The following is a 16,432-nucleotide window of genomic DNA, read 5'->3' on the forward strand; positions in this document are numbered from 1 at the left end:
CTTTTCTGATAAGAAAGAAGGTAAAAGTCGAAGTAGAAGGGTTCTACGTCCACTTTTCTGTTAAGAAAGAAGGTAAAAGTCGATGTAGAAGGGTTCTACGTCCACTTTTCTGATAAGAAAGAAGGTAAAAGTCGAAGTAGAAGGGTTCTACGTCCACTTTTCTGTTAAGAAAGAAGGTAAAAATCGAAGTAGAAGGGTTCTACGTCCACTTTTCTGATAAGAAAGAAGGTAAAAGTCGAAGTAGGAATGTTCTACGTCCACTTTTCTGTTAAGAAAGAAGGTAAAAGTCGAAGTAGAAGGGTTCTACGTCCACTTTTCTGTTAAGAAAAAAGGTAAAAGTCGAAGTAGGAATGTTCTACGTTCACTTTTCTGATAAGAAAGAAGGCAAAAGTCGAAGTAGAAGGGTTCTACGTCCACTTTTCTGTTAAGAAAGAAGATAAAAGTCGAAGTAGGAAAGTTCTACGTCCACTTTTCTGATAAGAAAGAAGGTAAAAGTCTAGGTAGAGGGGTTCTACGTCTACTTTTCTGTTAAGAAAGAAGATAAAAGTCGAAGTAGGAATCTATGTCCACTTTTTTATTAAAGGAGAAGGTAAAAGTCGATGTAGACTTGTTATACGTGTACTTTTTCCATAAGGAAAGTGACAAAAGTCCATGTAGCGAAGCTCAATACTTTGTACTAATAGGAGGAGACCTTAATGAAAAAAACAGGCTGGATCACATTGTTTATTATGATTTATCTATTTACCGCATATGTAGTCATTCAATATTTTAGTTTCCAAAGTAACTACAGCCATTCTATCAATCTACACTCTTTTTGAATAAAACCGCAAAGGCTGTAGCAAGCGAGTTTTCAAATCTAGATGCTGGATATCAGGCAGTAAAAGGTTCATCTTTTGGCCATGTTCCGTTAGTGGTGATTAAAAGTGAGATTGTCGAAAACCTAAATGGGTTTTCAGAAGTAGAATTGGCTGAAACGAAAGAAGCCTTGCACGAGGTAGCAGTGGAAATGTCAAAGTTGTCGACGAATGGAGAGTTTTGGATTGCAGAAAATAGCGGGCATAATATTCATTTGGAAGATCCAGAACTTGTGTTGAAAGCAATAAAAAAAGTTTGCGATTGTCATGTTGGTGCCTACCCCTCAGTACGTTAAGGGCGATGGTGCCTTCTTCATTTTAAAAAAGGTTTTTACTATTTAGAAGAGAATTACTTTATATGGAAAATGTTAATAAGAAAGGATGATGGTAATGAATAGTTCGAAGGTAACCCCTATTAAAAATGAGATGGGAGCTGTATTCGTACACGTGAGTGATTTGAAAAGATCAGTGGAATGGTACAGTAGATTATTAGGATTTGATGTTGAGGATAGGGAAATAACATCTCCAGTTTATAATATACCCATTCGTGGGACAACTGGATTAACCTTGGATGATCACACATTTGATCCGAATTTTAAGCGTCAACCCGGCTCAGGTCCAATCTTTAATTTCATGGTTGAAGATATTGATAGGGCATATAGTTTTATACAAGAAAGTGGCATAGAAATCGTAAGAGAAATTGAAAGAATCGGAGAGCACTTCGCATGGTTTAACTTTGTTGACCCAGACCGTAATGTGCTAATGGCATGTACTTGTTAAACAAATAAACATATATTTTTTTAAAATATATGTTTATTTCTCAAAATAGTGGGTATTAACAAAGTGGGATTATAAATTTTATGAAGCTTTGAATAATTTACATAGGGGAGGAACAATCTTTGAGTACCTTTTATGACACAAGAAATATTTCGGAATATCTTATCAACAACAATGGGGATTTTCAGAAGAAACTTTTATCCGAGGCAGTCAATGTGGCATCTAATATCGAGAGTATTTTAAAAGCTGGAAATATTGATCTATTAAAAAATGCTCAAAGGCTAGCACTTTATGTTGTGGAAAATACTAAAGATGAGCTCATTATTTTTGCTAAAGAAGAGGGTGTCGCTTGGGCAAAACATTCTTTAACTCTTTCTTTTAAACTAGAATGGGTACATGCCATAAGACGTGCTTTATGGCATTTCATAAAACTATATGATGCATTAGATGAAAATTCTAGATATGTTGATGACTTTTACGAAATGGAAAAGAAAGTTAATGACGGGATAGATGAATTTTTAAATACCTTTTTTATTAGCTATTCGGAGTATAAAGATGAATTAATACTTTCCCAAAGGAAATTAGTTGAACATTTATCGGTTCCCATCATACCGGTTAGTGAAACGGTAGCTGTATTGCCATTAATTGGTGCGTTTGATCCGTATCGAATGGAGATTATCGAAGAGAAAGTATTAACAGATATTTCAAGGCTAAGAATACTAACATTGATTATTGACCTTTCCGGAATATCGGACATGGATGAATTAACTATTAATCATTTTCAAAAGGTTTTGATTGGCATTACGTTGATGGGGGCAAAATCAATCATAACTGGATTACGTCCAGAACTTGTTAGAAAAATGGTTCATTTAGGAATTGATCTTCACACTTACACAGAAACAAAAGCAACGTTACAGCAAACATTAAATATGCATCTTGTTTAGAAAGCACAATAGAGGAATTCTAACAATTTATACGATAAATAGTATTAATCTTTATTTCTGCATCAAATACATATGGCTGCTGAGGAATCAGATTTATTTTTAACCCGGAAGCATCTGCTGCACAGCAGTAATTCCAAATAATTTTATAGTAATTGGAGCACGTAAAAAAGACATCCATGAAAGGAATTTCTTTTTTACGTGCTTTATTTTTTGTAGTTTGTATTTGTTCCGTCTCAATAATGAGCTGTTTTTTTGTAATGGTTTTAGTCTACATTCCCCGAATTTGCATGTGACGAAGCCTTAAGATATTCTTGTTTACTTTCAGTTTTCTTAAGTGATTTTAGTAGGTAAATATTGGTGTAATAAACTAACAAATATACTGGAATGGAATAATATACTTTCCATCCATTATATACATAGACGTTTAACAAGACTGCTACATATTCAAAAACTGTATTTAGGAGAGATATGAATAATAGATATAAAACCTTTTTTAAATATGATTTTTGGTTAATCCATTTGTCGTAAATGTAAATAAAGGTATAGGTGGCAGGTCCATAGATAAATATATATAGAATTAAATCGAATAACTCGAATTCCTTTGAATCCATGACATCATAAAAATCAAGTGGAGGGCCAGCAAGGAAATGATCAACCGTTATTCCAATTGAAATATTAAACAAAAATAATATGATGCTTGTTGAATAAGTAAAGCGTTTAGGAAGTAATTTAACAAAAATATAGGAATAAAGAACGCTGATAATGAGTATTAAAATTTCATTTTCATCAAAATTATTTGGTAAGGGCATTGTTTATACGACTCCTTGTTAGCTTATCAAATGTATATGACATGATAAGGGTCAAAACAATAATGGGAATTCCCATATATGCTGATTTATAAAGTGTCCAATTATTTAGCTTTACTATATTAAACTGTTCATTTAAGGTTTCAAGATAATAACAGAGAAATATCCATCCAATTGATAACAACATTTTCAAGAAAAATACCCGATAAATCTTTTGTGAAAAAAATAAAGATAAGGGTAAAAGAAAACTTCGATCAATAATTTTATGTATAAGATTTCCCGACATATCCGTAAATGTAATAATTTTTTGATTAAGTGCGAAAATATCATAAAATAAAGTAACAATAAAAAGGATGAAAAAAAAGTTACCTAGAGTTTGAATTAAGTCCTTTTTACAAGCTCTAAGCCAAAGTATCATTAGGACAGTACATATAAGAATTTTAATAAATAAAAACATACGTCCCTCCTTAACCAAGGATTATAACATGATTATTTCCTAATTTTTTAAGAATTATCCTTTTCGAACATAATGATGAATCCATCAATTGGATGGTTAATTATCAATAAATTTAGGTTTATGATTAAATTAATTAATAGACAAAAAGACTGATGTTCATTCAATGCTGAATGATTAGGAGGTTACGCATCTTGATAAGAAAATGATGAATGATTTGTGAAAGGAGAAATCATGGAAGAAATCAAAAAGAAGTTTAATTCAATTGACGAATACATACTACAATTTCCTCTTGAGGTTCAGGAAAAACTGCAAGCCTTAAGAAAGGTGATAATGGAGAAATTGAAAAAGAAAAAAATATATTGAAGTAAGGTCTTAGATCATTAGTTCAAAGAAATAGTTTAAGCACATAAAAAAACATCCCGAAAAGGAATGTTTTTTTATGTGCTTATTTTAAGTAATGTTTAATTGGTCTTTCTCTTTAATGCCGTTTACAACATCTTCAATTGTTACATTTGCAAGTGTTTTCTCCAAAGCTAGTTGAGCAGCTGAAAACAGTGGAACAATAGTGTTTTGGATGTTCCTGCCAACTGGACACGATGGATTTGGATTATCGTGCACACTAAATAATTCTTTATCTTGTACAACATTTACAGCTTTATAAACGTCAAGTAATGTAATTTCAGATAAATCCTTAGCAAGTTCAGCACCTGCAACCCCAGGGCGAACGGTAATTAACCCCGCATTTTTTAGCATTCCCATTAGTTTTCTAATAACAGCTGGATTTGTATTTACGCTTCCAGCTAAAAATTCAGAAGAGCTTACTCCATCTTTATTAAACTCAATAAGAGATAATATATGAATTCCCACAGCAAAGCGACTGCTGATGGACATCGGTGATCACCTTCCTTCTGTCATTCTCAAGCTTTATGATGTAATTAAAATGATTACAACCTTATTATACCTAAAAATTTGATAAAAATATCAAAATAAATTTCGTTTTAATTGATTGACAAAAACACAAGAAGTAACTATTATAGTTACAGGTAATCAAAATAGTTACAAGATAATTGAATCACATAAATAACTTGGAGGAACAGAATATGAAAATGTTAGTAACAGGCGCCACAGGGAAATTAGGAACGAAAGTTGTTGAAGCATTATTAAAAACTGTACCCGCAAGTAATCTTGCAGTCAGTGTCCGCAATCCAGAGAAAGCGGAAAGGTTTAAATCTCGTGGTGTAGAAGTTCGACGAGGAGATTTTGATCAGCCGGAAACCTTAGATTCTGCTTTTGCAGGTATTGACCGTTTATTAATTATTTCTGCAGATGGGGACAATGAAACAAGAATTCGTCAGCATACAGCTGCAGTAAAAGCGGCAGAGCGTGCTCAAGTGAAATTCATTGCCTATACAAGTCTAGCAAATGCAAGAGAAACTTCGATGTTCCTTGCACCACCACACCGTGCTACTGAAGAAGCCATTTTAAAAAGTGGCATTCCATACTCCTTTTTACGAAACAACTGGTACTTGGAAAATGAAGTTAGCAGCATTCAAGGTGTATTGGCTGGAGCTCCTTGGGTTACATCAGCTGGAGTAGGCAAGGTAGGATGGGCACTTCAACAAGATTATGCTGAGGCAGCGGCAGCTGTTTTGGCTGGAAATGGACATGAAAATACAATCTATGAGCTTTCAGGTAAACTACTATCTCAAGATGAACTAGTTTCTGCACTTGCAACTGTATTAGGTAAAGAAGTAGCGGTACAGCATGTCGATGACGCAACATATGCGGACATCATGAAAGGTGCTGGCGTACCAGAATTTATCATTCCGTTTCTTGTAGTCATCCAGAAAGGGATTCGTGATGGTGCATTAGAGATTGAAAGCAACGATTTCGAAAAACTGCTCGGTCGTTCTGCAACGCCAATTAGCAAGGCATTGATTCAAATTGTTAATGGAATCTCCGAAGCATAAGATTTGGTTAAAATATAAATATAAAACTATTTAAACAAAGAACAGCTCAATGGATTTCCCATGGGCTGTTCTTTTTAAATAGGCTCTGTTAAACATGTCTGTTGATTTCCGATCCAATCAAAAGGGTATATAAACTCAACAATGTTCTTTAACACAGCCTTAATATAAAAGGAGGAAAATGATGGAACAAGAAATCAAAATATGAGATAATATACTTAAGTGAGCAAATAATTCTATTGTTTGACTTTTATATTTTTTGTCTGGACTGGAGTTATTTCCAAGATAAATTGAAAAACTTAATCTAAATTTTTCTCAAGGACTAATCTTATAGGTTAGTCCTTTGTTGTTCTTGCTCTTATTTTTTAGGATGAGGTTAGAGGGGGAACATAATTAAATTGGCTTCACATATGAAGGGAGATATGATAATGAAAAAAAGAGCGATTGGTTTTAATGGTTCATTGGTTTCTGAGATTGGCCTCGGTTGTATGGGAATGTCGTGGCTATACGGCAAGGCAGATCGAAGCGAAAGTATCGCTACAATTCACGAGGCACTTGAGGGAGGCATTACACTTTTTGATACCGGCGACCTTTATGGTGATGGTCATAATGAATTACTTTTACGGGAAGCTTTACAAGGAACACAACGAGACAATGCTTTCATTGCAGTAAAATTTGATGGAAAGTTTCACTCGCCTGATAAAAATTATGTGGTAGTTGATACCCGTCCAAGTACAGTGAAGAATTTTTTAAAGGATACATTAAAGCGCCTAGGTGTAGAGTATATTGATCTTTATCAGCCTGCTCGTGTAGATCCTTATATACCAATAGAGGAAACTGTTGGTGCCATTTCTGATTTGGTAAAGGAGGGCTATGTTCGACACATTGGGCTTTCCGAAGTAGGAGTGGATACTATTCGCCGGGCTCATACTGTACATCCAATTAGTTGGTTGCAAATAGAATATTCTCTTTTTAATAGAGGGATTGAATTAAATATCCTTCCTACCCTACGGGAATTGGGCATTTCCCTCTCGGCTTATGGTGTTCTTTCAAGAGGGCTGCTAAGTGGTAATTGGACAAAAGAGCGTGTAATAGGTTCCGAAGATGTACGTGGGAAAGCACCGCGGTTTACCAGCGGAAATATTGAAAAGAATTTAGCCCTTGTAGAGGCATTGCGTGAAATTGCTAAAGAAAAGCAGGCAACTGTTGCCCAGATGGCCATCGCTTGGGTTTTATCACAGGGGGAGGATGTAATCCCGTTAATTGGTGCGAGAAAGAGGTCACAACTTCACGAGTCACTCGGCGCAGTAAACCTAAAGTTAAGTTTAAACGACCTTACACGTATAGAAAAAACAGTTCCTTCAGAATTAGTCTCAGGTGAATACTACGCTAAACCACGGAAGAAATGGTTTATTTGATGTATTGAAAAAGTGGATGGTCTATTTTTAGGTGAATTGGATGGTTAATAATCTATAAAGTTAGGTTATTATTAAGTTAATTAATAGACAAAAAATGCAAGAGGTGTAGTATGAATATTATGTTTGGGTTGGTTATTTTGATTTTAATTATTTCTGTGGTTTCAACCTTGTTGTTAACGAAAAAACCGGATGAAAACTATAGTAGTTCTACAAAAAGAAATACAACTAATTTAACACTAATTTACGTAGTTATTATTTTTATAGCATTAACTTCACTTGGAATTTATATATGGCTAAATTAGTCGGGACTCGTGGTCATTGACCAGTGCCGACTCTTTTCTACGGCTATTATGATAACGGAGATGATTAATTATGATGTGGACAATTATTTCGATCATTGTCATTAGCTTGCTTAAAATCTTAATGACCTGTCTACCAACTGGTACGGTGGAATGGATTATCAAAAAATTTGATGTTCATTCTAAACTGATTGATCAGGAGGTAACAGTAACCCTTGACGGAAAACTCATAGATGGGGAAGACAAGAAACAGATTATTAATGATTTTAATGAAGCTGTTTTCTTAGATAAGCAGTATATTTTCCCAGGAACAGAGGAGTTTTATTTAAATCCCGAGAACAGTGGACCTCCAATTGTCATTGAATCGCAGAAAGGTAAACATGCCACTAGGCTTTTTGTGTTCCGTTACGAAGATCATGTGGATGTAGTGAAACAGTATAAGAAGAAAGTAGCGGCATATAGTTTATCTTCAGACAGCCTCCAAAAATGTTCTTTTTCAATAGCGAGTGATGTAGTTTAAAGAAGACCGTCCATAAAAGTAACGGGTTCCGTTACCTATCGCGAACATTAATATGTAATTTAAAATGAGTGCCAAATTGTATATGAATTTGACACTCATTTTTTTTGATGTAAAGCCAGATGAAATAAAGTTTTTGAAAAATTGTACTTTAGCAAACGAAGCAGGAGTTTAAGAAGGTGCAGGAAACAAAAATGTAGAAATAATAATAGTATTGTAGGGAGGGGTAGCATGGATTTAAAAATACATAGCGATTTTTCTATTATAAATCTTGATGAAATGAAAAAAAATATATGCTTCTGTCGGTTGGACAAAGCATACAAAAGAGATTATTAAGCAAGTTTATTAAGCAAGTAATGTCATAGCGTTGGTTACAGTAAATGGTCAGCTTATTGGATTTGGTAGGGCGATGACAGATGGTGTTTTTAATGCTGCAATATATGACGTTATAGTCCATCCAGAATTTCAAAAACAAGGGATAGCGAAACAAATTATGAAGTACTTACTTGATAAACTAAATAATGTTTCGTGCGTTCATTTAATCGCTACAACAGGAAACGAGGACTTTTATAAGAAACTTGGATTAAAGAGGGTTAAAACAGGAATGGCTAGGTACCTAAAACATAACCTAGCAAGTGAATATTTAGATTAACAATTTTTCTTGTTGTGCTAACGGGTGCGATGCTTCAATTACAAAGGATCGCCTTTTTCCTTATTGAAGTAAAGGTGCAGTATAGTTGAATAAAAGGTATAAAAAGAATGCAATAGTTTTCATTTTACTTAAAAACTGTATGCTATAAAAACTAAGCATTCTTATTATATAAACAATAACATGAATGTAGGCTTTTTTTCATACTATATTTTTGGGGTGATAAAATGCCAAGAGTAAATTATCGAAGTCATGAAGTAGACGAAATGGCAAGGATGATGAGAGCAGAGGCCGAAGGTGAAGGAAAACAAGGTATGCTATATGTTGGAAATGTAATAGTGAATCGTGCAGTAGCAACCTGTTTAGACTTCAAAGATGTAAGAACGATTCATGATGTAATATTTCAAATTCAAGGAGGAAATTATTCTTTTGAAGCAGTTCAAAAAGGAAATGTTTTTTATCAAAGATCAAGAACATCTGAAAGAAGATTAGCAAAACAAAATTTGAATTATTGGAGAAATCACCCAGCAAAATTTGCACTATGGTATTTTAATCCACATGCTCCATGTCCTCCAACATGGTACGGTCAACCTCATTCTGGTCAATTTAAAGAACATTGTTTTTATGAACCAAAACCTGGAACATGTGCTAGTGTTTATAACGGTTAAGCTTACTTTTTGAATAATATTTTTTAAATATTTAAAATATTTACACAAAATTAAATAAAAACTTTTAGTAATAGTTTTTATCCAAGAAAGCAAGATTGTGAAATATTGTACTTAACGGGTGCAAGAGTTAAAGAAGAGAATCGCTGAGGCGGTTCTTTTTCTTGTTCAACTAACGAAAGCAGAATAGTTAAAAAAGTCGAGAATAAGACGATTGAACAATTATTCAATGACGTATAAAAGTTATAAATTATAATTAAATAATATGCTCAGAGCTACACATATGTAAGATATTGCGAATTAAAAATACCGAAAAATCCATTTCTGAATAATACGGTATTCTGGACAATTATTTGCTTATTACGATTGATACGTGAAATAAGAACTCTACCTCTTTATATAATATATTCTCTATTATTTCAATATTTTAAACTTTTTCATACCATTTTTCAAAAACATAAGTAATTAAGGCTATTGTAACAAAAATTAATAATAAATTTAAACTACTTATTGTAAAGTGAGTCAATTTCCTTGCTTCAACAAATTTAAGTATCACCCAAGCACCAAACGCATCAATAACAATATTTGTTGCAAGGTATAACCAAAAGTTTCTGAATGTAAAATAAAAAACCCATATTGTAGTTATGAAGAATGCGCCGTACGCAAAGCTCACACTTGTTATGTATCCCCAGGGCACTATCGCTACTTTGATTTGCCACAACTTATATGTATATCCTATTTCATAGACGATGGTTACTAATAATGCAGTAAATATTGTTACTGGCATGTACCTTTTGATACCCTCTTTTTTCATAAAAAATAATGTTAACCATGGAATAATTAATAGTAACCATAAAATCAGCTTATTGGACATTATATTCACACCACCTTATACTTCTATATTGCATTATTAACAAAATGTGGTGATTATATGTATGACACGTTTGCTATTTAGTGACCATTAAATCTAATGATTTGTTAATACACAATTTTCTTCTAATATGAAATAAAGTAACTCATTTATTTTTCTTTAAAAACATTTAAAGTGTAGAATAGATTGTGAAATAATGTACTTAAAGTAGCGGGCTGCGTTACTTGAAGAAGAAAATGAAAATAGATATAGGAAATGGCTCAGCATAGTGAACTGAACCATTTTATTTTTATTAACAAATCTCCATACAAAACACGGTACAAATTCGGTTGTATTTACGGGTATTGCAAGAGGCAACGGAACCCGTAACGAAAAAACAAGGTCTATTTACGTATTTTTTTGAAAATTAGTTTGTAACAGCATTAAGAGCATCAGCAAATCGTTTGATTCCTTCATGAATGTTATCTTCTTTTTCCCTCGAAAAGGTAAAGCGGACAAATCCTTTCTCAGAGCCCATGGTTGAGCCAGGCACAAAAATAACTCCTCTTTTGATCGATTCTTCAAGCAATTGATTTTCGTTATATTCTTCTTTTATCCTGCACCATAAATGGATTCCACCTTCAGGAACATGAAACTCGACCTGTCCATTTAAAAAGTACTGTAGGCTGAAAACTATTTGATCTCTACGACTTTCTAATTGCTTAACTAAGTAATTAAGATGGTTTTCAAAGTCTCTAGATTCTAAAAAATCATTGGCTATCCATTGAGAATAACTTGCATGCCCGAAATCGACTTGCTGCTTGGCATCAGATAATCTCTCAATAACTGCTTTTGGTCCTATAATCCAACCAATTCTTAGCCCGGAAGCAATAATTTTGGTTAGGGAGCTAATATACAAAACATTTCCATAACGATCTAATGATTTAAGAGTCTGTATCTTTTCCCCTGAAAAAGAGGTTAAACTGTACGGGTCATCCTCCACAACTGGTATTCCATATTCAGACGATATTTCGAGCACCTTTCTTCTATTGTTTTCTGACATTAAGGTGCCAGTTGGGTTTTGATAGATCGGATTTAAAAAAATCATCCGTATTCTATGTTTTTTATATAAATCGGTTATGTCACGAGGGTTTATTCCTTCCTTACCTACTTTAAAAAAATAGGTTTTGATACCTGCTGATTTAAATACGGGCAGATTGTAATGATACGAAGGATCTTCAATCGCTACTGCGTCACCAGGTTTTAACAAACATTGAACAACTAGATGCAATGCTTGTTGTGCCCCCGAGGTAATTAAAATCGATGACGGGTCTGTTTCTATGCTGCGAAACTGTTCAACATGTTTAGTAAGTGTTTCTCTTAGAATCGGATTTCCTTGAGGATGGTCATAGCCCAAGGTTCCAATAAAGGATCGGTTAGAAGTAATCTCTCTAAAGGAACTCATTGGAAAAAGATCTTGTGATAATTCTCCACTGGCCAAATTGATAAGTTTTTGCTCTGCCGTCTCTTTATGTAATCTTTGTGTTACAGGCAAATTGGGTAAAAACGGACCTGCCTCAATATACCTATTCCAACTAGGAATCCGTTTCTTAGTGATTCCCCAAATATCTTTACTAACTGTCGTTCCACTGCCTCTATTTCTATCAATAAGTCCATTTGATTCTAGAAGGTCATAGGCAGCAACCACTGTGCTTCTATTGACCCCAAGCTCTTTGGCCAACCCTCTTTCAGAAGGTAACGGTTTATCTGGCGGAAAAGAGCCAACTGCGATACCTTGTTCAATATACTCTGCAAGTTGTTTATAAATGGGATTTTTAGATTCTCTATCTGGTTTCCATTCCATTTGTTACATCCTTTGAATGAATTTAAGTTCTACAAAGTATTGTATCCTTTTTATATTTAATATTCATTACATAGGTCTTAGTTATGAGGAGGGGAATAGAAATAATTTAGCGAATTAACTTTATATTCTAAAAAAACACATAGGAGAGGAAACTATTGGAACACGAATTAAAAGAGGTAATCAAAAAGAGTGATCTTGCTATTAAACAGGAAGATTTTGATACACTTATGAATTACTACACCGATGATGCCATTTAGATTGTAAAGCCTGGAATGATTGCTCGAGGAAAAGACGAAATTAGAAAAGCATTTATCGCCATAGCAAAATATTTTAATAACAGTATTGTCCCAACACAGGGGGAAATGATTATTTTAGAAGCAGGGGACACTGTGTTAGTAATTTCCCAAACGCTCCTCGAAGCATATAGCAAAAAGGATTCTGAGTTTTCTATGGAAAGAAAGGCAACCTATGTGTTTAAGAAAAATGCACAAGGCGAATGGCTTTGTGCCATCGATAATTCATATGGTACGGATTTATAAGGCTCTGTTAAACTATAATGTTGATAATCGGTCAATATTAAGGGAAACCCTAATTATTGGGTTCCCCCTTAGTTTAATAGGTGAAACTACTGTCGAGAAGATATTTTAGTTACCATTCCAATGATATATTATTTGCACAACACCAGAGGAGAATGTTCTTGTATTAACCGTTTTTAAATTTATCCTCTGTTTTAAATCAATAAACAATGGTTTTCCTTCTCCCAAAACAACAGGGTGAATAGATAATCTAAATTCATCAACAAGCCCCAAATTTATAAAAGTTGTAATGAGACTTGCTCCACCATATAGCCAGATGTCTTTACCAGACCTATTCTTCATTTTATTTACTTCTTCAAGAATATTATCATTTATAAATATTGCTTGATTATCATTTTCTTTTTGTGTTTTGGAAAAAACATATTTCTTTTTACTATGAACCAATTTCCAAATTTCCTTTTCGGTATCAGAGTCTTCAAATTTTGGAATATATTGTCCCCATAAATCGTAGCTTTTTCTACCATATAAAATAGTATCAATTTGATTTAAGAAATCAGTGAACCCCATATCAGAGTCCATAATGCACCAATCAACTTCTCCATTTTTCCCTTCAATAAAACCATCTAAAGTAACTGCTAAATCTAAAATTATTTTTCTCTGTTTTGCGTTATTTGTCATAACTCTTCGTCCTTTATCATTAATATGGTGGCGGCTAGTTAGATTTATATATAAATCATAGATTCAGTTTATAAATTTCACGGGCAATAGACTCTAAAATATAAACAACAGGTACTTGCGTAGCAATATTCGCTTCTTCTACAAATTCTTCAGTTACATAATAAGGAATATTGATATCCGAGATTTTTGCAATGGTTGAGAGTTTATTATTTGTGATACTAATAATTTTACTACCTTCTTGTTTAAGTTGATTCAAATGAGTGACGGTGAAATTGTTCTCACCTGAGACTGACAGCGCAATGGTTACACTATTATTGCGGAGTTTGGTGTGAATCGGAAAGTGCGGGTCTTTAATATACAACGAAAACTTACCTAAACTTGAGAAATACCTCGCCCCATATTCCGCGAGAATGCCTGAGCTTCCTATACCGATAAAAATAACATTTTCTGCTGTATTAACAAGACTAGCAGCCTGTTTTATTTTTACTTCTATGTCACCTTTTAGCGTCCGCTCAAAAAACTCTACAACTGAATGATGGACACTTTTTATAACCGTCTTTTTATTTCCTTCTAAATGCATTTTGAGCTTCACTTTAAATTCGGAAAAACCCTCACAATTTACTTTTCTACAAAAACGCAAAATGGTTGCAGTTGATACATGTGTTTCATCGGCCAGCTCACGTATTCGCATATAAGCAACCTTATCACCGTTTTGGCAAATATAATTGTATAAAGAAGTTTCTAATTCATTGAAAGAAGCGATAACTTCATTTGAAAACATGTTTTGAAATTCTCCTTAATCTTCATTAAATAACTAACCCCATTTTAGCACAAGAAAACACAGTGTTACATTCATGAAACAAATGACTACTTTCGATATTAATAACTAGATACTCCTTCATTATTTACTATCTAGATAAAGGTAGTTATTATTCCTTTATAGTTAATTATAGAATTTAGCCAACTAACAAATAGTAATGATTATGGAAAAAAATCAGGAGGTTTCTCTTATGAATAAATATCATTTTCCCGAAGGCTTTTTATGGGGCGGTGCGACGGCTGCCAATCAAATGGAAGGCGGATTTGATGAAGGCAATAAGGGATTAAATATTGCCGATGTTCTTCCTGGTGGAAAAGAAAGACTTAACATTCTACAGTCCCCAGGCTTTAATTTTGAAATCGATCGCGAGAAATACAGCTATCCGAACCATGAAGGAATTGACTTCTACCATCGTTACAAGGAAGATATAGCTTTATTTGCAGAAATGGGTTTCAAAGTGTTCCGTATGTCTATTGCGTGGACAAGAATTTTTCCAAATGGAAATGAACTAGAAGCGAATGAAGAAGGCCTAGCATTCTATGACCGTGTCTTTAACGAATTGCAAATACATGGAATTGAGCCTGTTGTGACGATTTCTCACTATGAAATGCCTGTAAATCTGGTAAAGGAATATGGCGGCTGGAGAAATCGTGAAGTAGTTACTTTCTTTGAAAGATATGTAAATGCCATTTTTAATCGCTATAAAAACAAAGTGAAATACTGGATGACATTTAATGAAATTAATAGTGGATTAATTATGCCAATCATGGGGCTTGGTTTCGCTATTCATAAAGAAGAAGACAAATACCAGCCAACTTTCCAGGCATACCATCATCAATTTGTTGCAAGTGCTATTGCTGTAAAGGTATGTCATGAAATCATTTCAGATGCTCAAATTGGCTGTATGATTTTATATGCACCCGTTTATTCGTACGATTCCAATCCGGAAAATGTCATGTATGCCCTTCAAGAAGAACGCTTTTTCAACTATTTTTGTGCGGACGTTCAGGTGCGTGGGGAATACCCTGCATTCATCAAACGCTTTTTCAAAGAGCATAATATTGAATTAGACATTCATGAGGGCGATCTGGAATTAATTAAGGAAGGTACTGTCGATTATATTGGACTTAGTTACTATATGTCCCGTAGCGAGAAAAAAGAGAAGTCAGATCTAGAGAATGCACAAGGAAATCTCATCGGCGGATTGAAGAATCCTTTCCTAAAGGCAAGTGATTGGGGCTGGGAAATCGACCCTGTCGGTTTGCGGATAGGCTTAAATCAATTGTACGATCGCTACCAAGTACCGCTCTTCGTTGTCGAAAATGGATTAGGAGCTTATGACAAGGTGGAAGAGGATGGCTCAATCAATGATGATTATCGAATTGATTATCTTCGTGATCACATTAGAGCAATGGGTGAATCCATTGAAGATGGGGTTGAGCTCATGGGATATACGACCTGGGGATGTATTGATATGGTGAGCATGTCTTCAGGCGAGTACTCTAAACGGTATGGATTCATCTATGTAGACAAACATGATGATGGCAGCGGCACATTAGCACGCAAAAAGAAAAAGTCCTTCTTTTGGTATAAAGACGTTATTGAAACAAATGGAGAAAAACTTTAAAGAATACCGAATGCGTCTCTGTTTAATACAGTGGCGCTTTTTTCTTTTTGAAAAAATGATGCGACTAGTGCCCGTGAAGGAGGGAGAAGAGAAGGAGCGGTAACCTGTCGGTGTGACTAGTACCCGTGCAGGAGGAAAAAGAGAAGGAACGGTAACTAGTCAGTGTGACTAGTGCTCGTGAAGGAGGAAAAGTGAGGAGACCGGTAACTAGTCGGGTTGACTAGTGCCCGTGAAGGAGGGAAAAGAGAAGGAACGGTAACTATTCGGTGTGACTAGTGCCCGTGAAGAAGGAAAAAGAGAAGGAACGGTAACTAGTCGGTGTGACTAGTGCCCGTGAAGGAAGAAAAAGAGAAGGAACGGTAACTAGTCGTGGTGACTAGTGCCCGTGCAGGAGGAAAAAGTGAACCAATGGTAACTAGTCGGTGCGACTAGTACCCGTGTAGGAGGAAAAAGAGAAGGAACGGTAACTAGTCGTGGTGACTAGTACCCGTGCAGGAGGAAAAAGAGAAGGAACGGTAACTAGTCGAGGCGACTAGTGCCCGTGAAGGAGGAAAAAGAGAAGCAGTGGGAACTAGTCGTGGTGACTAGTGCCCGTGAAGAAGGAAAAAGAGAAGCAGTGGGAACTAGTCGCGGTGACTAGTGCCCGTGAAGAAGGAAAAAGAGAAGCAGTGGGAACTAGTCGTGGTGACTAGTCGTGGTGACTA

Annotated in this window: 16 protein-coding genes and 2 pseudogenes; 12 read left to right on the forward strand and 6 right to left on the reverse strand. The window is 34.8% G+C overall.

Going from position 1 to position 16,432, the window contains the following annotated elements; genetic code table 11:
* The first annotated feature begins 695 nt into the window (after positions 1-695).
* From AC3A54_RS05170 to AC3A54_RS05185, 4 genes are all read left to right on the forward strand, one after another.
* The gene (locus tag AC3A54_RS05170) at positions 696-818 is read left to right on the forward strand and encodes a hypothetical protein (RefSeq protein ID WP_487653588.1); all 123 of its coding nucleotides are present in this window, start codon (positions 696-698) and stop codon (positions 816-818) included.
* Positions 815-1,150 carry an alpha/beta fold hydrolase gene (locus AC3A54_RS05175; RefSeq protein WP_487653589.1) on the forward strand — a complete coding sequence of 112 codons (336 nt, stop codon included), beginning with the start codon at positions 815-817 and terminating at the stop codon, positions 1,148-1,150. Before AC3A54_RS05170 ends, AC3A54_RS05175 begins: the two co-directional genes overlap by 4 nt.
* Before the next feature lie 94 nt (positions 1,151-1,244).
* A complete protein-coding gene (locus AC3A54_RS05180) occupies positions 1,245-1,634 on the forward strand; it encodes a VOC family protein (RefSeq protein ID WP_487653590.1) in 390 nt (129 codons plus the stop codon).
* A 119-nt stretch (positions 1,635-1,753) separates the two neighbouring features.
* On the forward strand, positions 1,754-2,575 hold the full coding sequence (locus AC3A54_RS05185) for an STAS domain-containing protein (protein WP_487653591.1): 822 nt from the start codon (positions 1,754-1,756) through the stop codon (positions 2,573-2,575).
* A 263-nt stretch (positions 2,576-2,838) separates the two neighbouring features.
* Here the strand turns inward: AC3A54_RS05185 and AC3A54_RS05190 are convergent, their stop codons facing one another.
* Positions 2,839-3,384, reverse strand: a complete 546-nt coding sequence (locus AC3A54_RS05190; protein WP_487653592.1) for a hypothetical protein — start codon at positions 3,382-3,384, stop codon at positions 2,839-2,841.
* Positions 3,385-4,069: 685 nt separating this feature from the next.
* On the opposite strand from AC3A54_RS05190, the gene AC3A54_RS05195 reads away from it, so the two are divergent.
* Positions 4,070-4,201, forward strand: a complete 132-nt coding sequence (locus AC3A54_RS05195) for a hypothetical protein (RefSeq protein ID WP_487653593.1) — start codon at positions 4,070-4,072, stop codon at positions 4,199-4,201.
* Positions 4,202-4,288: 87 nt separating this feature from the next.
* On the opposite strand, the gene AC3A54_RS05200 is transcribed toward AC3A54_RS05195, so the two are convergent.
* The gene (locus AC3A54_RS05200; protein WP_487653594.1) at positions 4,289-4,729 is read right to left on the reverse strand and encodes an Rrf2 family transcriptional regulator; all 441 of its coding nucleotides are present in this window, start codon (positions 4,727-4,729) and stop codon (positions 4,289-4,291) included.
* A 209-nt stretch (positions 4,730-4,938) separates the two neighbouring features.
* On the opposite strand from AC3A54_RS05200, the gene AC3A54_RS05205 reads away from it, so the two are divergent.
* The 5 genes and pseudogenes from AC3A54_RS05205 to AC3A54_RS05225 all read left to right on the forward strand — a co-directional run bounded on the left by AC3A54_RS05205 (position 4,939) and on the right by AC3A54_RS05225 (position 9,356).
* Entirely contained in the window at positions 4,939-5,808 is an 870-nt protein-coding gene (locus AC3A54_RS05205; protein ID WP_487653595.1) for an SDR family oxidoreductase, read from the forward strand.
* A gap of 425 nt (positions 5,809-6,233) precedes the next feature.
* Positions 6,234-7,223 (forward strand): aldo/keto reductase, encoded by a 990-nt coding sequence (locus tag AC3A54_RS05210; protein WP_487653596.1) that lies wholly within the window; start codon positions 6,234-6,236, stop codon positions 7,221-7,223.
* A 372-nt stretch (positions 7,224-7,595) separates the two neighbouring features.
* Positions 7,596-8,042 carry a YfmQ family protein gene (locus AC3A54_RS05215; RefSeq protein WP_487653597.1) on the forward strand — a complete coding sequence of 149 codons (447 nt, stop codon included), beginning with the start codon at positions 7,596-7,598 and terminating at the stop codon, positions 8,040-8,042.
* A gap of 228 nt (positions 8,043-8,270) precedes the next feature.
* Positions 8,271-8,691, forward strand: a pseudogene (locus AC3A54_RS05220) (GNAT family N-acetyltransferase).
* 224 nt (positions 8,692-8,915) lie between these two features.
* Complete coding sequence (locus AC3A54_RS05225; RefSeq protein ID WP_487653598.1) at positions 8,916-9,356, forward strand: cell wall hydrolase; 441 nt, start codon at positions 8,916-8,918, stop codon at positions 9,354-9,356.
* Positions 9,357-9,780: 424 nt separating this feature from the next.
* Here AC3A54_RS05225 and AC3A54_RS05230 read toward each other — a convergent pair whose 3' ends face one another.
* Together AC3A54_RS05230 and pdxR are read right to left on the reverse strand one after the other, a co-directional pair.
* Entirely contained in the window at positions 9,781-10,227 is a 447-nt protein-coding gene (locus AC3A54_RS05230) for a hypothetical protein (protein ID WP_487653599.1), read from the reverse strand.
* A 403-nt stretch (positions 10,228-10,630) separates the two neighbouring features.
* A complete protein-coding gene (gene pdxR, locus AC3A54_RS05235) occupies positions 10,631-12,067 on the reverse strand; it encodes a MocR-like pyridoxine biosynthesis transcription factor PdxR (RefSeq protein WP_487653600.1) in 1,437 nt (478 codons plus the stop codon).
* A gap of 155 nt (positions 12,068-12,222) precedes the next feature.
* Between pdxR and AC3A54_RS05240 the strand changes: the two are divergent.
* Positions 12,223-12,606 (forward strand): annotated as a pseudogene (locus tag AC3A54_RS05240) (YybH family protein).
* Positions 12,607-12,711: 105 nt separating this feature from the next.
* Here the strand turns inward: AC3A54_RS05240 and AC3A54_RS05245 are convergent.
* A complete protein-coding gene (locus tag AC3A54_RS05245) occupies positions 12,712-13,281 on the reverse strand; it encodes a dihydrofolate reductase family protein (protein WP_487653601.1) in 570 nt (189 codons plus the stop codon).
* 55 nt (positions 13,282-13,336) lie between these two features.
* Positions 13,337-14,062, reverse strand: a complete 726-nt coding sequence (locus tag AC3A54_RS05250; RefSeq protein ID WP_487653602.1) for a MurR/RpiR family transcriptional regulator — start codon at positions 14,060-14,062, stop codon at positions 13,337-13,339.
* Between the two features lie 229 nt (positions 14,063-14,291).
* Here AC3A54_RS05250 and AC3A54_RS05255 point away from each other — a divergent pair, with 229 nt between their 5' ends.
* Positions 14,292-15,728: a glycoside hydrolase family 1 protein gene (locus AC3A54_RS05255; protein WP_487653603.1), complete on the forward strand. Its 1,437-nt coding sequence runs from the start codon at positions 14,292-14,294 to the stop codon at positions 15,726-15,728.
* Positions 15,729-16,432: the final 704 nt, after the last annotated feature.

This window comes from Neobacillus sp. Soil_C_43, assembly GCF_057656715.1.

What these genes read in the sequence shown, in the direction of transcription:
- AC3A54_RS05225 (WP_487653598.1), top strand. Translation starts at nt 8,916, where the DNA reads ATGCCAAGAGTAAATTATCGAAGTCATGAAGTAGACGAAATGGCAAGG.
- AC3A54_RS05215 (WP_487653597.1), top strand. Translation starts at nt 7,596, where the DNA reads ATGATGTGGACAATTATTTCGATCATTGTCATTAGCTTGCTTAAAATC.
- AC3A54_RS05180 (WP_487653590.1), top strand. Translation starts at nt 1,245, where the DNA reads ATGAATAGTTCGAAGGTAACCCCTATTAAAAATGAGATGGGAGCTGTA.
- AC3A54_RS05210 (WP_487653596.1), top strand. Translation starts at nt 6,234, where the DNA reads ATGAAAAAAAGAGCGATTGGTTTTAATGGTTCATTGGTTTCTGAGATT.
- AC3A54_RS05200 (WP_487653594.1), bottom strand. Translation starts at nt 4,729, where the DNA reads ATGTCCATCAGCAGTCGCTTTGCTGTGGGAATTCATATATTATCTCTT.
- pdxR (WP_487653600.1), bottom strand. Translation starts at nt 12,067, where the DNA reads ATGGAATGGAAACCAGATAGAGAATCTAAAAATCCCATTTATAAACAA.
- AC3A54_RS05250 (WP_487653602.1), bottom strand. Translation starts at nt 14,062, where the DNA reads ATGTTTTCAAATGAAGTTATCGCTTCTTTCAATGAATTAGAAACTTCT.
- AC3A54_RS05245 (WP_487653601.1), bottom strand. Translation starts at nt 13,281, where the DNA reads ATGACAAATAACGCAAAACAGAGAAAAATAATTTTAGATTTAGCAGTT.
- AC3A54_RS05190 (WP_487653592.1), bottom strand. Translation starts at nt 3,384, where the DNA reads ATGCCCTTACCAAATAATTTTGATGAAAATGAAATTTTAATACTCATT.
- AC3A54_RS05230 (WP_487653599.1), bottom strand. Translation starts at nt 10,227, where the DNA reads ATGTCCAATAAGCTGATTTTATGGTTACTATTAATTATTCCATGGTTA.
- AC3A54_RS05195 (WP_487653593.1), top strand. Translation starts at nt 4,070, where the DNA reads ATGGAAGAAATCAAAAAGAAGTTTAATTCAATTGACGAATACATACTA.
- AC3A54_RS05255 (WP_487653603.1), top strand. Translation starts at nt 14,292, where the DNA reads ATGAATAAATATCATTTTCCCGAAGGCTTTTTATGGGGCGGTGCGACG.
- AC3A54_RS05170 (WP_487653588.1), top strand. Translation starts at nt 696, where the DNA reads ATGAAAAAAACAGGCTGGATCACATTGTTTATTATGATTTATCTATTT.
- AC3A54_RS05205 (WP_487653595.1), top strand. Translation starts at nt 4,939, where the DNA reads ATGAAAATGTTAGTAACAGGCGCCACAGGGAAATTAGGAACGAAAGTT.